At 49.9% G+C, this 19,178-nt stretch carries 15 protein-coding genes; all 15 read right to left on the reverse strand.

Annotated elements, in window-relative coordinates; translation table 11 throughout:
• Positions 1 to 73: 73 nt before the first annotated feature.
• Positions 74 to 634: a manganese efflux pump gene (locus DWX26_RS00660; protein WP_055219426.1), complete on the reverse strand. Its 561-nt coding sequence runs from the start codon at positions 632 to 634 to the stop codon at positions 74 to 76.
• A gap of 80 nt (positions 635 to 714) precedes the next feature.
• The gene (locus DWX26_RS00665) at positions 715 to 1,386 is read right to left on the reverse strand and encodes a ribulose-phosphate 3-epimerase (protein WP_117801721.1); all 672 of its coding nucleotides are present in this window, start codon (positions 1,384 to 1,386) and stop codon (positions 715 to 717) included.
• Positions 1,387 to 1,390: 4 nt separating this feature from the next.
• Positions 1,391 to 2,404 carry a galactitol-1-phosphate 5-dehydrogenase gene (locus tag DWX26_RS00670; RefSeq protein ID WP_118600540.1) on the reverse strand — a complete coding sequence of 338 codons (1,014 nt, stop codon included), beginning with the start codon at positions 2,402 to 2,404 and terminating at the stop codon, positions 1,391 to 1,393.
• Positions 2,401 to 3,105, reverse strand: coding sequence for an IspD/TarI family cytidylyltransferase (locus DWX26_RS00675; RefSeq protein WP_055219430.1), 705 nt, complete (start codon positions 3,103 to 3,105; stop codon positions 2,401 to 2,403). The genes DWX26_RS00670 and DWX26_RS00675 overlap by 4 nt, the downstream gene beginning before the upstream one ends.
• A gap of 1 nt (position 3,106) precedes the next feature.
• Positions 3,107 to 5,845: a translation factor GTPase family protein gene (locus DWX26_RS00680; RefSeq protein WP_118600542.1), complete on the reverse strand. Its 2,739-nt coding sequence runs from the start codon at positions 5,843 to 5,845 to the stop codon at positions 3,107 to 3,109.
• A gap of 157 nt (positions 5,846 to 6,002) precedes the next feature.
• Positions 6,003 to 6,410 (reverse strand): hypothetical protein, encoded by a 408-nt coding sequence (locus tag DWX26_RS17000; RefSeq protein WP_243030449.1) that lies wholly within the window; start codon positions 6,408 to 6,410, stop codon positions 6,003 to 6,005.
• 175 nt (positions 6,411 to 6,585) lie between these two features.
• Positions 6,586 to 8,265, reverse strand: coding sequence for an FMN-binding protein (locus DWX26_RS00690; protein ID WP_118600544.1), 1,680 nt, complete (start codon positions 8,263 to 8,265; stop codon positions 6,586 to 6,588).
• 253 nt (positions 8,266 to 8,518) lie between these two features.
• Complete coding sequence (gene tsf, locus DWX26_RS00695) at positions 8,519 to 9,457, reverse strand: translation elongation factor Ts (protein WP_022461153.1); 939 nt, start codon at positions 9,455 to 9,457, stop codon at positions 8,519 to 8,521.
• A gap of 120 nt (positions 9,458 to 9,577) precedes the next feature.
• A complete protein-coding gene (gene rpsB / locus DWX26_RS00700) occupies positions 9,578 to 10,309 on the reverse strand; it encodes a 30S ribosomal protein S2 (protein ID WP_022461152.1) in 732 nt (243 codons plus the stop codon).
• A gap of 178 nt (positions 10,310 to 10,487) precedes the next feature.
• Positions 10,488 to 12,107, reverse strand: coding sequence for an HAD hydrolase-like protein (locus DWX26_RS17445; protein ID WP_117801725.1), 1,620 nt, complete (start codon positions 12,105 to 12,107; stop codon positions 10,488 to 10,490).
• Positions 12,108 to 12,197: 90 nt separating this feature from the next.
• The gene (locus DWX26_RS00710) at positions 12,198 to 13,640 is read right to left on the reverse strand and encodes a hypothetical protein (RefSeq protein WP_117801726.1); all 1,443 of its coding nucleotides are present in this window, start codon (positions 13,638 to 13,640) and stop codon (positions 12,198 to 12,200) included.
• On the reverse strand, positions 13,637 to 15,244 hold the full coding sequence (locus tag DWX26_RS00715) for a serine/threonine protein kinase (protein WP_118600546.1): 1,608 nt from the start codon (positions 15,242 to 15,244) through the stop codon (positions 13,637 to 13,639). Before DWX26_RS00715 ends, DWX26_RS00710 begins: the two co-directional genes overlap by 4 nt.
• A gap of 142 nt (positions 15,245 to 15,386) precedes the next feature.
• Positions 15,387 to 17,153 (reverse strand): arginine--tRNA ligase, encoded by a 1,767-nt coding sequence (gene argS / locus DWX26_RS00720; RefSeq protein WP_022461148.1) that lies wholly within the window; start codon positions 17,151 to 17,153, stop codon positions 15,387 to 15,389.
• A gap of 22 nt (positions 17,154 to 17,175) precedes the next feature.
• Positions 17,176 to 17,643 carry a CBS domain-containing protein gene (locus DWX26_RS00725; RefSeq protein WP_022461147.1) on the reverse strand — a complete coding sequence of 156 codons (468 nt, stop codon included), beginning with the start codon at positions 17,641 to 17,643 and terminating at the stop codon, positions 17,176 to 17,178.
• 275 nt (positions 17,644 to 17,918) lie between these two features.
• Positions 17,919 to 19,169: an ABC transporter permease gene (locus DWX26_RS00730; protein WP_117760814.1), complete on the reverse strand. Its 1,251-nt coding sequence runs from the start codon at positions 19,167 to 19,169 to the stop codon at positions 17,919 to 17,921.
• Between the last annotated feature and the right edge of the window lie 9 nt (positions 19,170 to 19,178).

Raw genomic sequence — 19,178 nt, forward strand, 5'->3', positions numbered from 1 at the left:
TTTTATAGCATATCTGCACGGGCTTGTCAATTTTACGCCGGGATCTGCTGGTTTTTCTTTCTTACATGTAATTCTATGTGAGCTTTAAAAACGCCAGTAAATAGAACAGAATTCCTCCGAACAGTGCTCCGTTTCCGCCGTTTTTCTGCCCCGTCTTTTTTCCGATGGCAGTTCCGGCATACATCGCCGCCATTCCGACCGCGAAGGAGGCAAAAAAGATCTGTCCTCCTGTCACCGGAAGATCCGCGGCAAAGACGCCGGAGACAATTCCATCCACCGACATCGAAACCGCCAGCAGGCCAAATTCCAGTGGGTGGAGCTGTTTTTCCAGATGTTCCAGTCTTGCTTCTGGTTTTCCCTGCTTTTTTCTTCTGCGTTTTCTCAGTTCTTCAAAAATTTTCAGCGTTCCCATAAGAAAAAAGCAGCCCGCACCCACTCTGGTTCCCCATTCCGGTCCTGCGGACTGCAGAAATCTTTTTCCAAACTGCGCGGAAGCAACCAGGGCAGCACTGCAAAACAGATTCAGCAGCGCCGTCATGCCGGGTGAAATTCTCGTATTACTGCTTCCATATCCGATGCTTACTGCAAAGTTATCGGCTGAGAGCGCCGCAGCAAGCAGAAGCAATTCTACCATATGACACGCTCCGTCATTTCTCACTTTACAGTATTCGTCTGTTTTTCAAACCGTGCATCCCGGGAAGGCAGTTCTTTTTCTTATTCCACTGCTTTCCGGAATTCCCGGATTTTTTCTCCGAAGTGCGATACATCGGTGCAGAAAATGCTCGAAGTTCCCGCCACAAAAATGCTGGCTCCAAAGGAACGCAGCGTCGCGCCGTGCTCCTTCGTAATGTTTCCGTCCACTTCTAAAATGATGTCCTCCCGGTGCATCTCCTGCAGAAATTTCTGCAGCTTTTCCGCCTTGCGCAGCGTACTCGGCACAATTTTCTGTCCGGCAAAGCCCGGATTCACCATCAGAAGATTGACGCCGTCGATATAATCAAGCACTTCCTCGATCTGCCCGATCGGTGTCGCCGGGTTGATCGCGAGGAACCGCTTGCAGCCGTACGGCACGAGGTAATCGAGCGCGCGCTGCACCTGGAAAGTGCTCTCATAATGAATCGTCACGATGTCCTCTTTGTAAATGCCGATCCACGGCAGCTTGTACTCCGGGTCTTTAATCATCAGATGAAGATCGAGCGGAATACTCGTCAGTTCCCGCAGTCCGCGGATGTAGTCGACGCCAAGGCCGAAGTTCGGAACGAACTCGCCGTCCATCACATCGATATGGAGATATTCGACTTTTTCTTTTTCAAATACATCGATCGTCGCCTGCAGATCCACAAGGTTTGAGCACATCATGGATGCCGATATCTGACTTTTTCTCATATTTCTACTCCCATGAAACCATTACTTTGCAGTATGGCTCTTTATGATTTTTCATCAGTTCCAGTCCGTCCATCAGCTTTTCGGACGGGAAACAGTGCGTGATCAGCGCCTGTGCCGGGATTTTCTTCTTCGAAAGCGCATCGAGTGCCTCCGTCCAGTCGCAGGCTTCATCTTTTTCATAAGAAGAATTCCACGTTCCCATCAGGTTCAGCTGTTTGCGCAGGATGCGCCAGTACACGTTCTTTTCCATCGCAAGATCGCCCGATGGATTTCCCATCAGCACGATGCTTCCGCCCGGTCTTGCAAGAAGAACTGCACTGGAAACGGCCTGCGGCGTTCCGACCGCTTCTACTACAACATCCGCCTGAATCGCTTTACTCTCCTCTTCCGTCACATATGAGATGCCCGGGATCTGTTCTGCGATCGCACGTTTTGCTTCGCCCCGTCCAATCACAAAAACGGTTTCGGCGCCGAGCGCTTTCGCCCACGCTGCCGCTGCAAAACCGATCATGCCCGTTCCGATCACTGCTGCGGTATCGCCCGGCTTCGCACCGCTTCGTTTCACCGCATGAAGCGCCACAGAGAGCGGCTCCAGCATTGCTGCCTCGCGGAAGCTGACGTTTTCCGGCAGCTCCATCAGGTTCCAGTCCGGCACGGCCACGTATTCCGCAAAGCCGCCGTCCCGGCGCGAGCCGAGGTAATCGTAGTGTTCGCACATCTCATATTTTTTCTGCCGGCACTGCGGGCAGGTGCGGCATGGGATCAGCGGGAAAATGCCGACCCGTTTTCCAACTCGCTCTTCCGGCACACCCTCGCCGTATGCGGCAACCACGCCTGAAAACTCGTGACCTGGAATCGTTGGAAAATGGTATGTTCCGTTTGTGAAAATCCGCGGAATATCGGAGCTGCAGATTCCTGATGCCTTTACCTGCACCAGAACCCAGCCGGATGGGATTTCCGGTTTTTCTATGTCTTCCCTTCTTAAATCATTGACTCCATGCAGCTCGTATGCTCTCATTTCGTTTCTCCTTCCACAATCGTACAGAAACGCTCCAGGTCGCTCCTTGTTGTAATCTTAAAGTTCCGCTCATCCCCTGGGATCATCGCCACATCCATTCCATGGCGGTAGGCAATTTCACTCGTTCCCCTTGTGAGGGACAGCTCCTCTTTCGATGCTTCCCGGTTGATCTTCGCGTACGGATGCAGCCGGAAGGCTTCCGGCGCCTGACCGGCAAACAGCGTGCTGCGCTCCAGCAGATGGTCAATTTTCGTTCCGTCGCTGCTCTGATAGATCGTGTCCTTCATCGGCAGCACCGGCATACAGCCCTCATGATCGGCAAGCGCCGCAAGGCAGTCGCCAATCAGCTGTTCGCTCACCAGAGGCCGCACGCCGTCGTGGATGATCACACCGTCGTTCTCCGATACGGAATCCTCCATGCAGACGGTAAGGCCATTATGAATGGATTCCTGCCGCGTATCCCCGGCATCCGCAAAGGCGAGAAATTTCGTAATCCCGTCTTCTTCCATCCATCCGCGGATCTTCTCTCTCCAGGCATCTGCCGCCACGATGACGATTTTCTCAACGGCACTGCTTTTCTGAAACTGCTCCAGCGTATACAGCAGAATCGGTTTCTTTTCCACTTCCAAATACTGCTTCGGAAAATCCCCCATCTGCATTCTCGTTCCGATTCCCCCCGATAATATGATTGCGTAATTCATCTTAAGCCTTTCCTTTGCTCTTTTTACTCTCTTTTTTTCGCTCTTCTTCCAGCTCTTTTAAAAAGTCTCCCAGTTCTCCAGAGGCGTTCTCCAGCAGGTACGACTTCGTTTTCTGTTCTTTCTCCAGATAGTTTTCCCGGATCTGGCCGTTTGTATGTTCAATCTCGGTGCGCAGATCCCGTGCGGAGAGACGATGCGCGCCCGCTCCCATAATGATGATCTGCTCGAGACCGTCCGAGGAAGCCACCGTTACGTTGCCGTTGTGGCCGATCCTGTGAACCGTTTTCTCGATGTACTGGTCAGCCGTCTCCGCCTCTTTCGTATAAACGACATGAATATTATGGTACATGCCGACCTCACCCTGGTTGCCTTTTACTTTGTAGGCATCAAAGACAAGAATCAGCGTCATTTTTTTATATCCCTGATAATTTGACAGGATGTCCATCAGCTTTCCTCTGGCGCTCTCAATATTATACCTCGCCAGCTCATTTAAATCATCCCATGCAAAAATAATGTTATAGCCGTCCACCAGCAGATATTCCTCCTGCGGCTCCTTCGGGCGGTTTGATTTTGCATATTTGGGATCCCCGATGCCGGATGACGAGGTGACCGGACGTGTCCGCCGCTCGAAACCGGCGCGCTTCCGCTCCACTTTGCCGTATGTCCTCGTAAAGATTTCTTCCAGCTCCTTTGCCTCCTGCAGGGAAGCTGCCATCGGCACGCGGTCGGATGCTTTTTTTGCTTTCTGCACAGAGGATGCTCCGCCGCTCCGGTCTGCCGCAGATTCGGCTGAATCGCTTTCTTCTTCCGGATTTTCCAGCGTGTATTCCAGATGCATATGGTCTTCCACTTCATTCCATGGAACGACAAAGCCTGCCCCGTGGGCACAGAACACAGAACCCGTCGGATTTTCCACATCCGCCTCGGAATCGTAGCCGATGGAGGCAATCACTTCCTCCGCGTTGTGACACGGCTCATATCCTTTTAAGGTACAGAACACTCTTCCGCGTCCCCGGCTGTAAGCAGTCACTTCTTTCTGATAATCCCGCATCGTCACAACCGGTACGGTTCCGGTGATCACTGTCATATCGCCTTCCATTTCCGGCGGTTCAAAGCTGCCGTACATCCGCTGGATATCGTTCAGCGCCCGTCCCGTCGATTCCGACGGAATTTCCAGACGGAACGCATAGACCGGCTCCAGCAGAACGGATTCTGCTTTTTTCAGTCCCTGCCGCACCGCACGGTACGTCGCCTGGCGGAAGTCGCCGCCCTCGGTGTGCTTAATGTGCGCACGGCCCTTGACCAGCGTGATTTTCATATCGGTAATCTCCGACCCGGTCAGCACGCCGGGATGCTTCCGCTCCAGCAGATGTGTGAGGATCAGACGCTGCCAGTTGCGGTCCAGGGTGTCCTCGCTGCAGACGGTTCCAATCTGCAGTCCGCTGCCCGGTTCTGCCGGCTCCAGCAGCAAATGAACTTCCGCATAATGGCGCAGCGGCTCGAAATGGCCGACACCCTCCACGGCACTGCGGATCGTCTCTTTGTATACAATATTTCCGGCTCCGAATTCCACCCATTCGCCGAAACGCTCGTGGATCAGACTCTTTAAGATCTCGATCTGCACCTCACCCATGACCTGCGCATGGATTTCCGCGAGGCGCTCATTCCAGACAATGTGGAGCTCCGGGATTTCTTCTTCTAACTGGCGCAGTTTTCCAAGCATCTGATGGACATCGCAGTCCGGCGGAAGCTCGATGCGGTACGTCAGCACCGGCTCCAGCACCGGTTTTTCCGCCTCGGTTTCGTTGCCGATGCCCTGACCGGAGAAGGTGCTGTTCAGTCCCGTTACAGCACAGATCGTCCCCGCCGGTGCTTCCTGTACCATCGTATAGCCCGCACCGGAATAAATGCGGATCTGGTCTGCCTTTTCTTCGCCGAGCATCTGCTTCACCTTCAGCACGCCGCCCGTGATTTTCAGATGCGTCAGACGGTTTCCTGCCGTGTCCCTTGAAATCTTAAAAATGCGCGCGCCAAAATCCCCGCCGTACTCCGGCGTTTTTGTAAACCGGTCCAGAATTTTCAGAAATTCCGTCACGCCCTCCATCTTGAGTGCAGAGCCAAAGCAGCACGGAAAAACCTTCCGCTCTGCGATCATCCTGCGGATCTGGTCTTCTTCCACGCTTCCCGTTTCCAGATACTGCTCCAGCACGTCCTCATCACACATGGCGAGTTCTTCCAGCAATTCTGCGTTCTGGAGATCCTGCGAGAAATTCAGGCAGTGCTCTGAGAGACGGCTCTGCAGTTCTTCCAGCAGTTTTTCCGCATCCGTGCCCGGCTGATCCATCTTGTTGATAAAGAGAAAGACCGGGATCTCATACCGCGCGAGCAGCCGCCACAGGGTTTCCACATGCCCCTGCACGCCGTCCGCACCGCTGATCAGAAGAACCGCATAGTCCATGACCTGTAAAGTGCGCTCCATCTCCGCCGAGAAATCCACATGGCCCGGCGTGTCAAGGAGTGTGACCTCCGTCTCGTTCAGCTTCAGCACGGCCTGTTTGGAAAAGATCGTGATGCCCCTTGCTTTTTCCAGTTCCTCCGTGTCCAGAAAGGCGTCCTTGTGATCCACTCTTCCGGCTTTCCGGATCTGGCCTGTTTTATATAAAATTCCCTCTGCCAGCGTCGTCTTTCCCGCATCGACATGCGCTAAAATGCCTACCGCCAGTTTTTTGGTTTTTTCCATTTTGTTTCATCCTGTCTGTATGATTCATATTTTTCAGGCCCCCTCATCCCCTGCGGCCCGACTCACTGCTTATTGTACCACAAAACCTCTCATTGCGGAACCCCGGAGTGAAACGCAAAAAATCTCAAAGCGGATTTCTCTCCTGCTTTGAGATTTTTTATGCTATGTTCTGTTTTATCTCTCCCCCGCCATCGGCTGCCGATCTGCAATTTTCAGGAAAACAAATCCCAGTGCAAAGAAAATCGCCAGGCATGCAACCGCCACGTTGATCGTTCCGCCTGCCAGTTTTACAGCTGCAATAACTGCAGAACCGAGGAACGATGGTTACTCTGTCTTCCAACGTCATATCCGTTTCTTTTAAAAGTTCATTTGCAAGAAGTGTACCGTACTCTGCATGATGGGCAACCTGCATACAGTGTTTCTGCGAATGATCCGTATATCCCAGCTGTCCCAGGTTTTCGTTTCCTTTTTCAGATATGCGCTGCATCCATTCCAGACTCCAGCCTAACCGCTGTATTTTTGCTGTTCCTGCCATTTCTTTCAGAATATTTTTTACTGCAATCACGATCGTAGCACATTTGTATTTTAACTGCTGTCCTGTTCCTATAAGGTCTATATCAAATGATTGTTAAATTTTTTATATTTTTGATGCAGTCAGACGGGGTTCTGTTACAGCAGAAAAGCACTGCAAATACAGATGGATGTATTTACAGTGCTTATTTTGAGATTATTTTTGTTTTTTAATTCTGTGCGTCTTCGTATTCTTTTACTTTTTCTTCATACTGCTCCTGGCTCTCGATCGTATGTTTTACAATATGACCGTGCTCTTTCTGCTTGTGTGCCAGATCCCGGCCAGGACGCGGTGCATATTCGTCTTCCGGGATTTCAAGTGCATTGGCGGTGGCGTGAATGATACCGTTGCTGCTGTAGGTGGCACCGCTCAAGGCATCGATGTTAAGGCTCTGTTCTTCTTTCATCTGCCCTATCACGTAAGGCGCTGCACGGAAAAAGTATTCCTCGGTGTCGCAGTAGGAAAGGATGGAGATGTCGGTCACTTTCTGGTTTTCTACCGTTACCTGCACTTCGACATCCCCGCGGAAGGCATCGGCGGTACCCGTGCAGATGCCGTCTTTCAGGTCGTGGAAACGGCCGGCGTCCAGGAATGCCTGTTTTTCTTCCGTTGTATCCGTCGATTCAGATGCTGTATTTTCCTGTACAGTATTCTCATCTCCGGCAGCTTCTTTTAACGCATTTTGAGTGGCCTCAATCAACCCTTTACTGCTGTAGGTGGCGCCGGAAACAGTATCTATCTCCTCGGCACTCTGTTTTTTCATGATTTCCGAAAAGATTCCTGACTTTGCTCTGTCCAGATATGTCTGATCATCCTCGGCGTTCTCTATCGTCAGTCCGGTTATCGTTCCCTGTTCCACTTTTACGGAAACGGTCACGGTTCCGCGGTAGCCTTCTCCACTTCCGGAATAAGTGCCGTCCTGGAATCTGCTGTCCAGATTCTGTTCTGCCGTATCAATGGCCGCATCACCTGCTGTCTTACCAACGGAACCGCTCTCGCTCCGGATCAGGAACTGTGACGCTGCAATCGTAAGGCAGGTCACCCCGACACCGATCCACACGCTGTATCGGTACTTCCAGTGTGCATTATTCTTCAGACATCCGTTTACACATACCCCGCATCCAATGCACTCGCCGCCTGCCATCTGCTCTTTTTCTGTCAGATCAATTCCCATGGTACATTTTGCAGTACAGAGATGGCAGTTTCCGCATTTGCTCCGCGGTTTTACAATTTTTAACAGCGTACATCTGGAAATCAGGCTGTAGATGGCTCCCATGGGACAGAGATACCGGCAGAAAAAACGCTGGATTAAGACGGATCCGACGAAAATCACCAGAATCAGCGCACCGCCAATCGAAAACATCGGCTTCACGCCCGGCCAGTGTCCGATGGAACTGTACTGTCCAAACACCTGCCACGGCCCTGCGATGTTCCATTTTATCATACCGCTCCATACGAAGACTGCCCAGAACAGGAGCACACCATATTTGATCCAGCCTGTTGGAACATTTCTTCCACTCTTCTTTGAATTTGAATGCAGGTTTTTCGCACCTGCTTTTCGAAACCGCTTTTTCAGCTTATTTCCTGCAAACCACAGAAAATCCTGCACAGCCCCGAAGCTGCAGAAATATCCGCAGAAAAACCGTCCCACAATAATCACCGCCGGAACCGTCGCCAGCACCATCCATACCGAATACCTGATCCGTTCCCACGAAACCGTCCCCTGATAAACTGCAGAAATAATCGTCCCAACCGCAGAAAACTGCGCCTCAAACAAGCCCGGGATCAGCAGGAAAGAAAGGATCTGAATCACTGCTTTCGGCCAGTTTCTTTTGTCTTGTTTTTTCAAATTTGTTCCTCTTTTCTTATGTTTAACGTTTCATCTCCATTACCGGACATTCGATTTATGTTCCTGGATTAATTCACAAATCTCCGAAAGATTCATTGCCGGGAAATCTCCGGGGACGGTATCCTTCAGGGCACTTACTGCATTTCCGATGGATACTGCCTGTGACAGTAAAAAACCCTCATAAATCGTGTATTTTCTGCACATTTATGAGGGTTTTATATTTTTGCGTTATTTTTACAAATTCACAGTTGAATTATGCGTTCATCTGTTTAGCAACTTCCTCAGCAAAGTTCTCTTCTTTCTTCTCGATTCCTTCACCGGTCTCGAAACGAACGAAGCCTTTTACTGCTACAGTTGCGTTGTTTGCTTTTGCAACCTGTGCTACGTACTGAGCTACGGACTGTTTTCCGTCTTCTGCTTTTACGTATACCTGGTCAAGCAGGCAGATCTCTTTGAGCTCTTTGTTGATACGGCCCTGGATCATTCCCTGGATAACTTTTTCCGGTTTCTGAGACTCTTTCGGGTCGTTCTGAATCTGAGCCATGAGGATTTCTTTCTCATGTGCGATGTAATCAGCGCTTACTTCGTCGCGGTTTGTGTACTGCGGACGAAGAGCTGCAATCTGCATTGCAACGTTTTTAGCCATCTCTTTGAGGTCATCGTTTACAACATCTGTCTCAACGTCAACCAGAACACCGATTTTACCGCCCATATGAGTATAAGAAGCAACGAAACCGTTCTCCTCTTTTACCTGCTGGAAACGACGGATGTTCATGTTCTCGCCGATGGTAGCGATCTGATGAGCCAGCTCTTCGCCAACGGTCTCGTTGGTATCGAATTTCCAAGGCTCTGCCAGGAATCCTTCTACGTCTGCTGCAGTTGTATCCATAGCCTGCTCTGCAACCTGTGCTACATAGCCACGGAATTTCTCGTTCTTTGCAACGAAGTCTGTCTCAGCGTTTACTTCTACAGCGACAGCTTTCTTTCCATCCTCGGATACGTTCAGCATAACGATACCCTCAGCTGCGATTCTGCCAGCTTTTTTCTGAGCAGTAGCAAGTCCTTTTTCTCTCAGGAACTCCATTGCTTTGTCCATATCACCTTCGGTAGCTGTAAGAGCTTTCTTGCAGTCCATCATACCAGCACCGCTTACTTCTCTTAACTCTTTTACCATTGCTGCTGTAATAGCCATTGTTTTATTCCTCCGTATACGTGATTCAGCAGACTGCATCTTCATGCCGGTCTGCTATTGTGAGATTCGCCGAAGGGAACCTGAATTTCAAGTTCCCCCCAGTTCATTACTTCGCGTAAATTATTCAGCGTCTGTCTCTGCTGCTTCTTCGTATGCAGCTTCCTCAGCCTCGCCCTGTTTTGCCTCGATAACTGCGTCTGCCATTTTGGAAACGATCAGTTTTACGGCACGGATAGCGTCGTCATTACCCGGAATTACATAGTCAAGCTCTTCCGGATCGCAGTTGGTATCGCAGATACCGATCAGCGGAATTCCCAGTGTATGAGCTTCCTGTACGCAGATTCTCTCTTTTTTCGGATCTACTACGAAGATAGCGTCCGGCAGTCTCTTCATTTCTTTGATACCGCCAAGGTTTTTCTGCAGTTTTGCAAGCTCTTTCTTTAACTCAATGACTTCTTTTTTCGGAAGAACTTCGAAGGTGCCATCCTGCTCCATGGTCTCGATTGCTTTCAGTCTTGCAATACGGCTCTGGATGGTTTTGAAGTTGGTCAGCATACCGCCGAGCCATCTCTCGTTTACATAGTACATTCCGCAGCGCTCTGCCTCAACAGCGATAGCGTCCTGAGCCTGTTTTTTGGTTCCTACGAAAAGGATTGTGCCGCCGTCTGCTGCGATGTCTGCAACAGCTTTGTATGCGTCATCTACCATTCCTACAGATTTCTGCAGGTCGATGATGTAGATACCATTACGCTCTGTGTAGATGTACGGAGCCATTTTAGGATTCCATCTTCTTGTCTGATGTCCGAAATGAACACCGGCTTCCAGTAACTGTTTCATTGAAATTACGCTCATTGTTTTATCTCCTTATGGTTTTATTCTTCCCCATGTTTTTTCACCTTGGAACCTGTTTTTCAAAAAACAGGCACCATCCTTGGTACCGCATGGGTGCTTATTGTGCAACAGTAAGATTGTATCACAGAGTTTTTTTCATGACAAGCATTTTTTTCGCGGATTCTGCGGTTTTTTTCTGTTATTTTTGTGTTTTTCCCTGTTTATCCTTTAAAAACAGATACCAGAACGTTCCGGCGCAGATTACCGCTTCCAAAAAGATGAACATCCATGCACCTGCCGGCGCTTTTTGGGTCATCCAGGATACGAACTGGCTCCGGTAAAGTCCCCAGATATTTTCTGCCATGTGCGCAAGAACCGGGGCAAGGAGTGTTCCGCACCGCTCATAAATAAGGATCAGAAGCACACTTACCACGGCTGCATAGACAAACTGCGTCACATTGCCGTGATATGCACCGAACAGCAGACATGATGCTGCGATGCCCCAGCCGGTTCCCCAGAAATCTTTTGCCCTGCGGTAAATCATGCCGCGGAAAACAATTTCCTCTGCGGCCGCGCTCAGCACACCGACGGACAGGATCAGAAGCAGCGGGTTCTGTCCTTCATAAATCTTTGATGCCATGTCCTGATAGCCGGAAAAGATTCTGGTAAAGCCAGTCACGTTCATTACAGTATTCAGGAGATGGCCGAAGGTCATAACCAGCAGAATACAGGCGGCTGCCTCTGCCGCACTCCACCGTTTTTCCGGTTTCGGGAACATGCCTTCATCTTTTTTGTACTGTTTCCAGAGAACCGGGATCGCCGCCAGACTGCCGATTGCTGATGCAAGAACGGATGTCGCGTGCATACGCTCTTCCAGATAACCGCCGGTCGTAAACGTCATCAGGATCAGCGCCAGAAGTACGGTTGCTCCGATCAGAAACAGTTCGTACGTCAGAAGCGGTTTTAAAAGACGCCATAGCTTCCGCTGGATAGGAATTACGATTTCCTCCGTTTTTGGCTCTGTTTTCGCTGTCCTTTTTTCTTTTATATTCTCTGCTTTTTTCTCTTTCGGCGCAAAGATTCCTGTTCCACTTTCTCCTCTTGTCAGCCACGGGATACGCTCCGGCTTCATTTTTTTGATGCGGTCGCGTCTTTTCTTCTCTTCTTTCGGATCCTCCGCCAGCAGTTTCAGTTCTTCCGGTGTATCACATACCTTTGCGGCACCTGCTGCCTCGAGTTCTTCTCTTCCGCCGTACCCATACGATACGCCGACACAGAGCAGTCCGTTTTCTCTTGCCCCGATTACGTCATAGCTTCTGTCACCAACCATCACCACGTCGGAACGGCTGTCTTCTGCTCCGAGTCGGCGCAGCGTCTCTGCGATGACTTCTCCTTTGTCGGTTCTGGTTTCGTTCATTTCTGAACCGGTTACTACGGTAAAATACTTTCTGATTTCGAAATGCTCCAGGATCTGCTCCACGTATTTTTCCGGTTTGGACGATGCTACCGCCAGAATTTTTCCCTTCTCTTTCAGATACGCCAGAACCTCCGGGATTCCCTCGTATACTTCATTTTCAAAAATGCCCTCTGCCTCGTACCGCTCCCGGTATTTTGTGATGGCCTGCTGTGCTTCTTCGCAGCCAAGGCCTGCAAAATTCATGAAAGATTCCAGAAGCGGCGGTCCCACGTAACAGTTCAGTTTTTCCAGATCCGGCTCTTCGATGCCAAAGGATGCCAGCGCATACTGTACGCATCTTGTAATTCCAGGACCGGAATCGGTCAGGGTTCCGTCCAGATCAAATAATATCATATCTGACATACTCTTATTTCCTCTTTTACTTTTTTATCGTATGACATGTCTTTTATTCTAGCATATCGAAATTAGAAATACAAACAAAACCGGATCAGGCTATTTTCTGCAGAGTGCACGCAGATAGCGGGTGGTCTGATTCTGAATTTCGGCAATGGCACGAATCAGGTTCCAGAGGCGCCTTAAGGACTGCAAGAGGCGGGTTCCTTTTGGTTTCTGGCTGGTTCTCTGGCTGACAAGTGTGGAAGTTTTTGGTTTCACGTTGACTTCCCACGGTTTCATGGTTCGTACAATGCCGTCTGCGCCACGCACTTTTACAGTGATGCGGTTGTAGCCTTCGGAAAGGCTCTCGGCTTTCAGACAGATTTTGTTTTCTTTCCATTCGTATTCGGCTTCGGAGCCATTTACCATGCAGGAAAGAATTTCAGCCGTGTCGGCGGCTCCCTCGAGCAGAATTTCCGGGGTATAACCGGGATCTATTTCGACGCTGGTGTCGGCCGGGCGGATAATCAGGGGGTTCGGCGCTTCGAAATCTTCGTCTGCTATCTGTGATAATATGAAATCGGCGATGATCTGCGGCGGTATTTGAGATGGCTCCTCCCCGGCACTCTCAGATGGAGTTTCGGCAGGCGGAGGACTGCTTTCTTCTGTTTGTAGCGGAGTATCATCTGGATCTTGGGTCACCTCCTCGGGCGTGGCTGCAGCAACGGGCAGCTGTTCGTCTGTTTTGAGTTCTTCTTTCTCCGGAGACGATTGCCCGGGCTCCGTTTGTTCCTGCTTTTCTGTGTTTGACTTTCCGGCATCTGGCATTACGGTAGGCTCCTCTTTTTCTGGTGCTTTTGTTTCCGAGGTTTGATTTTCTGACTCTTTTTCGGTTGACGGAGATTCCTGCTTCGTTTCTTCCATATCAGGCTTTTCCGGTTCCGGATCTTCTGGCATCAAATTTTCCGTTCCGGATTTTTCTGAACCTGTATCTTCATAATCTGGTTTTTCTGTGTCCATTTCTCCAAAATCCGTTCTCTCCGAATCTGACTCTTCTGTCTCTGATTCTTTTGTATCTGTTTCTTCACATTCTTCCTCTGATTCCGATTCCCCGGAACCCATATCTCCTGCCTCCGGCAATTCTTCTGGCTTCCCCGATTCTGAATCTTCCGAAATTTCTTCCTCCTCTTCTTCCCACCTTTCCGCTGGTTCTTTCTCCGGATCCGGAATTACCGTCGGGGGAAGCATTTTTTCTTCTTCTGTCTCTTTCTTTCCGGTCTCTGCCGGATCTGTTTTCTCTTCCGGCGGCTCTGGTTCCTGCTCTGGTTTCTCTTCTATAGGCGGTTCTTCTTCTGACTTTTCGTCCGGCAGCAGTTCCTCCGGTCCGGCTTTCCCGTCTGCATCTGTCACATCACTGTTCTCGATGATTTCAGCTTCTAATTCCACGCTTTCCACCGCACTTGCGGCCTCGCCTGTCGTCTGCTGTGTCTCCGCGTGGACTTCGATTCCCTGGACGGCCAGGAATCCTGTCATCATTGCACATATAGTCTTTTTTCTCATCCTGCTTCCTCCCATCTTTTTCTGATCTGCTGATAAAAAATGTCCTCCTCCATTCCCGGAATTTCTGCTGCCTCGTTGAGGTACTGTTCTGCTTTTTCCTGCATGTCGAACTGCAGTGCCAGCTCTGCGGCCCTGAGCAGATTTTTCCGCCGGTTTCCATCCTGTCTGCTGCACAGAAGCCGTTCGTAATAGAGAAAGCTCTCCTGGCACCAGTCCTGTTCTCTTTCCCCATCCCCGGATTTTCCGCCAAGATAGCACGCATCCGCCAGTCTCTGCCAGATAACCGTCTCCCACTGCCCCTCCATATTCTCGCCCGCGGCCTTTTCCAGCACTTCGATTCCTTTCCGCATGGCGTCTGTGTCATTTTCACGCGCCAGTTCTTCGGAAAAACTGAAATACATTCCTGCAACAGCAAGATATCTGCGGCAGCGTTTTTCTTTTTCTGGCTCCTGCTGCGTGTCATCATAAAATTCAGCCAGCAATGGCTCCATCTGCATTTTTTCCCTTGCCGCATCATCCGCCAGACAGTATTCCACAAGTTCCTGCTCCACACGCCCCGCCTGACTGAGATGGTCTGCCTTTAAGAACGCTTCCCGCGCTTTCTGGTAGTTCGGCAGACTGCCTTCTTCCACCGGATTTCCGCAGAACCAGAGATCGCCCTGCTCCTCCCATTCGTCTGCCGCCGGAAACTGACCCCATGGCATCCTGCTGGCAACTGCAGCCGCTCCTCCTGTCAGAAAAGCAAAAACTGCAAAGATCCGCAGAGTCTTCCTGCCTTTTTGCTTTCTTTCCAGCCGCCGCAGTGCCTTTTTGACTTCTCCGGCAGACGCATACCGCTCCTCCGGCTTTTTCTGCATACACTTTTCCATCACCCGCCAGAGTCCTCTTTTCTGCCGCTTTTTCGCATGCTTCGCCATTGCCGCAAGCAGTGCGCCGAGTGCATAAAGATCGGAACGGGCGTCACACTTCCCGTCATACTGCTCCGGCGCTGCATAACCGCGGGTTCCATAACGGACTTCCACACCCGTTTCTTCTGTTCCGGCTGCACCGAAATCCACAAGGTATATTTCACCACGCTCTGTTATCATCACGTTGTCCGGCTTCAGATCCCGGTAGAAAACCGGCGGGTTCTGTGCATGGAGATAACAGAGAATCCCGCTCAGGGCAATTCCCGTTTTCAGAATTTCCCGGCTGGAAAACCGTTCTCCCTTACGCATACACTGTCCGATAGATTTTCCGTTTACAGCTTCCATCACCAGAAAGCTTTTTGTCCCACTTTCCAGAAGTTCCACCGCACAGGGAATCCCGGGATATGAAAACTTCTGTAAAAGAAACGCTTCCCGGCGCAATTTTTCCCTGTCACATATACTTACCTTGACTGCATACCGCTTTCCGGATCCAGTTTTCTCTGCAAGATAAACGACAGACGTTGCCCCTCTTCCGAGCACTGACAGCAGGCGATACTTCCCTCCCGGAAGTTCTACTTTTCCAATGATCCCGCCTCCTCTTTTTACGTCAAAGTGTTTGTCAGTCCGATATTCTGTTTTTGTACATGGATATAAATTGAGCCGAATGGCTCTTCGATAGAGTAATATAGAATCGATTTTTCAGGACGAATGTCCAAGCGGATGAAAAATCGTGATGTAAGTATAACACAACAGCCGCCGTTTCCGCAAGAACTACAGAAGCCGACGGCTGCCAAAAAAATCGCCTGTTTTTTATCTATTTTTTCCCTCTTGACGAATCTTACATCCGTTCCGGTGCCGAGAATCCCAGCAGGTCGATGCAGGTCTCAAGTACCTCGCGGACAAGATCCAGCAGTGCCAGGTAAGATGCTTTTCTTGCCTCATCCTGCTCACTTAAGATCTTGGTCTCGTGGTAGAAATGGTTGAACTCGTTTGCAAGCTCGTAGATATAAGCACAGATCTTATGCGGTGCTTTCTCCTCGAATGCGTTCTCCACAACGCCGTTGAAACGGGATACGGAAAGCATCAGAGCTTTCTCGCTGTCGCTCTTCGGTGCCAGAAGTGCGCCTTTCTTCAGTTCATTTCCCTCTTCTTTATATTTTCCGAGGATGGATTTTGTACGAACGATCGTGTACAGGATGTACGGACCGGTGTTTCCCTCGAAGGAAGTAAATCTCTCAACATCGAATACATAATCTTTCGATGCCTGGTTGGACAGGTCACCGTATTTAATAGCAGACAGTCCGACAATCTGTGCCGTTCCTCTTGCATCCGTATCTTTTACGCTGCGGTTCTCCACGATCTTCTGATACATCTCATCGTTGATCTCGCCGATCAGACGCTCCAGACGCATAACGCCGCCCTCACGGGTCTTGAACGGTTTTCCGTCTTTTCCGTTCATGGTACCAAAGCCGATAAAGGAAAGAACGGTATCATCATTCACCAGTTTTGCTTTTCTTGCACAGCGGAAACACTGTACGAAGTGAAGCTCCTGACGTTTGTCTGCCAGATAGCAGATCTCGTCCGGCTTGTACAGTTTCATACGCTGGATGATGGTTGCCAGGTCTGTCGTATCATACAGAGCTGCCCCATCGGATTTTAAGATCATGCACGGCGGGATCTCTTTTGTGTCTGTCTCTTCTTTGACATCAACAACGAGTGCGCCCTGGTCATAATGTGCATAACCATTGTCTTTCAGGTAATCTACCATGTCTGGAATGTACTCCTGTGCATCGGACTCACCCATCCACAGATCGAAATGAACGTCGAGGTTTCCATAGTTCTTTTTCAGATCGGCAACAGAAACGTTCATAATGTGTTTCCAGATCGCACGATATCCTCTTCTGCCCTGCTGCAGCTCTCTCGTTGCCTCGAGTGCACGTTTCTTATAGTCCTCGTCCTCTTTCGATTTGCCGCTTGCGCAAGGATAAATCTCCTCGAGCTCGCTGATCGTAAACGGTGCTTCCTCCGGGTACTCTCCCGTAAAGGACTCATCAAAATAAACAAGCTCCGGATGGCGCTCCTGCAGCTCGGTGATGATCAGTCCCATCTGCAGACCCCAGTCTCCAAGATGAACGTCACCGATCATGTTGTGGCCCATGAAGCGTCCCATACGCTTAATGCTTTCCCCGATGATCGCGGAACGGAGATGGCCGACGTGAAGCGGTTTTGCCACGTTTGCTCCGCCGTAATCTACGATGATGGTTTTCGGATTTTTTGCTTTCTCTACAGAAAGATCTTCGTCGTTCTGCATTTTGGAAAGATAATCTGCCAGAAATTCCGGGTTGATTTTCAGGTTGATGAATCCCGGTTTTACGGCTTCAATTTCACCGATCACGCTGTGATCGGTCACTTTTTCTACAACTGCTTCAGCCAGCTGGATCGGTGCTTTGTGGTATGCTTTTGCAGCTGCCATTGCGCCGTTGCACTGGTATTCGCACAGATCCGGGCGGTTGGAAACGGAAACCCTTGCATAGGACGGGTCCATCTCCGCAGCGGTAAAGGCTTTTACCAGCTCTTCCTGGATAAGATCGATCAGTTTTTTCATAATGTTTCCCTCATTTTCTTCTTTACTGCAGAATCATCTGTTCTGCGTTTTGTTTCCGCGCGCTGCGCCGGGCTTCTTCCTCTTCTTTGATGCCGCTTTTCTGATAACAGTACTGGATGATATCTCTTCTTCGGATGATGCCGATGAAGATTCCCTCGTCATCCACAACTGGAACGAAATTCTGCCGCATGGACATCTCGATCAGGTCCTCGATGTTGCTGTTGATGTTGACGGACTCATAATTCCACCGTTTTGGAACCTGCCAGAGCGGGATATCCTCTGCTTCATGGTAATTCAGCAGATACCGTTCTTTTATGATGCGGAGCAGATCTCCTTCCGTCAGTGTTCCCACGTAGCAGCCCTTTTTGTTCAGTACCGGAACCGCCGTGTATTTATGATATTCGATCTTCTCGATGGCCTGCCGAAGTGAGCAGTCGTCATACAGATAAGCCGTTTCACTTTTCGGTGTGATAAAAAACAAAATATTCATTCGCGTATACTCCTTTTCGTTGGTCATACTCTTGTTTGATTATACCATAAACGAATGTGAAATGTCTTTGAATCTTTCTTATATTTTCATAAACATACCGAATCCGAAACTCGAATGCCTCTTTGCTGCGCCGCAAATTGCGCTTATTTTCCAGTATAACCGACTTTCCGCAAAAAGTAAAGATCTTAAGTTTCATCCGCACACGCCGCACAAAAAATCCGCACGGATCCAGCACCTACGCTGTACCCGCACGGATTTTTCAACTCTTTTTTGTTCTATTCTCTTCGCAGCGCATCGATCGGATTCAGGTTCGCTGCTTTTACCGACGGCAGCAGTCCGAATACGATACCGATCACCATGGAGAAGACCACGGAGAAAATGATTGCCGGAATACTGATCGCCACAGGCGTCTGCGATACCCTCGAAATCACCTGTGCCATGATAATGCCGCCCAGCACGCCGAGCAGTCCGCCGATGCTGGTGAGCACCGCCGCCTCGGTCAGGAACTGGAACAGAATTCTGCGTTTTCTTGCTCCGATCGCCTTTTTCAGGCCGATCTCGCTTGTACGTTCCGTTACAGATACCAGCATAATATTCATAACACCGATACCGCCGACCAGAAGCGAAATGCTCGCGATCCAGATCAGCTGCTGGTTCGTGCTCTGGCCTAACTCCTGCAGACTCTTTGCTTTCTCCAGCAGATCCTCTGCCTGATAGGAAAGAGAATCAGTTGTATTGGTCACGGATTCGTTCATGATATCCGCTGTTGTCTTTCCCACCGTGCTCATATCCTCGGTCGTTTTTGCCATCACAACGGCATTTTCCGGTTCATCATACTGGAATACGATCGGCCAGCAGACATCCGGCATCAGCACCAGCGGATAGGATTCCTGATTGTACGTATAGTAGTCATCTCTGGAATTGATGACCGGCTGGAACGAATCGGCTTTTTTGATCACGCCGATCACCGTGAACGGCTCTCCCATGATCTCGATCGTTTTGCCGACCGGCGACTCATCCGGGAAGAGTGTCAGCACTGCGGTATCGTCGAGGAGGACAACTTTGTGGGTCTTCGAGAAATCGCTCTCCACAAAGCCGCGTCCCTGATAAATCTGATATCCGCACGTCGACAGATAATTTTCATCCACTCCAAGCGCCTTCGCACTGTCCAGTGTTGTGTTTCCTTTTGCGATGCCGCTCACATACGTTCTTTCGGTGTAAAACGATGCATTTTCCACCTGATCCTGCTCGCGGATCCGCTTTTTCTGATCACCGGACAGTTTCGACACGCCGCTTGGCAGTCCGTTGTCCATCCAGTAATCACCGTCGCCCTGCTTTAAGCTGACGGTCACGTTGTTGTTTCCAGCTCCGATCAGGTTCTGTTTGATCTGCTCATTCGTTCCCTTGATCGTGGAGACAATTGAGATGATCGACGCAATTCCGATGATAATACCCAGCATCGTCAGGAAGGAACGCATTTTGTGTGACCAGATTCCCTGAAAGGAAAGTCTTACATTTTCTAACATAATGCGCCT

This window comes from Blautia sp. AF19-1 (genome assembly GCF_003479155.1).
In the GTDB taxonomy this organism is placed as follows: domain Bacteria; phylum Bacillota; class Clostridia; order Lachnospirales; family Lachnospiraceae; genus Fusicatenibacter; species Fusicatenibacter saccharivorans.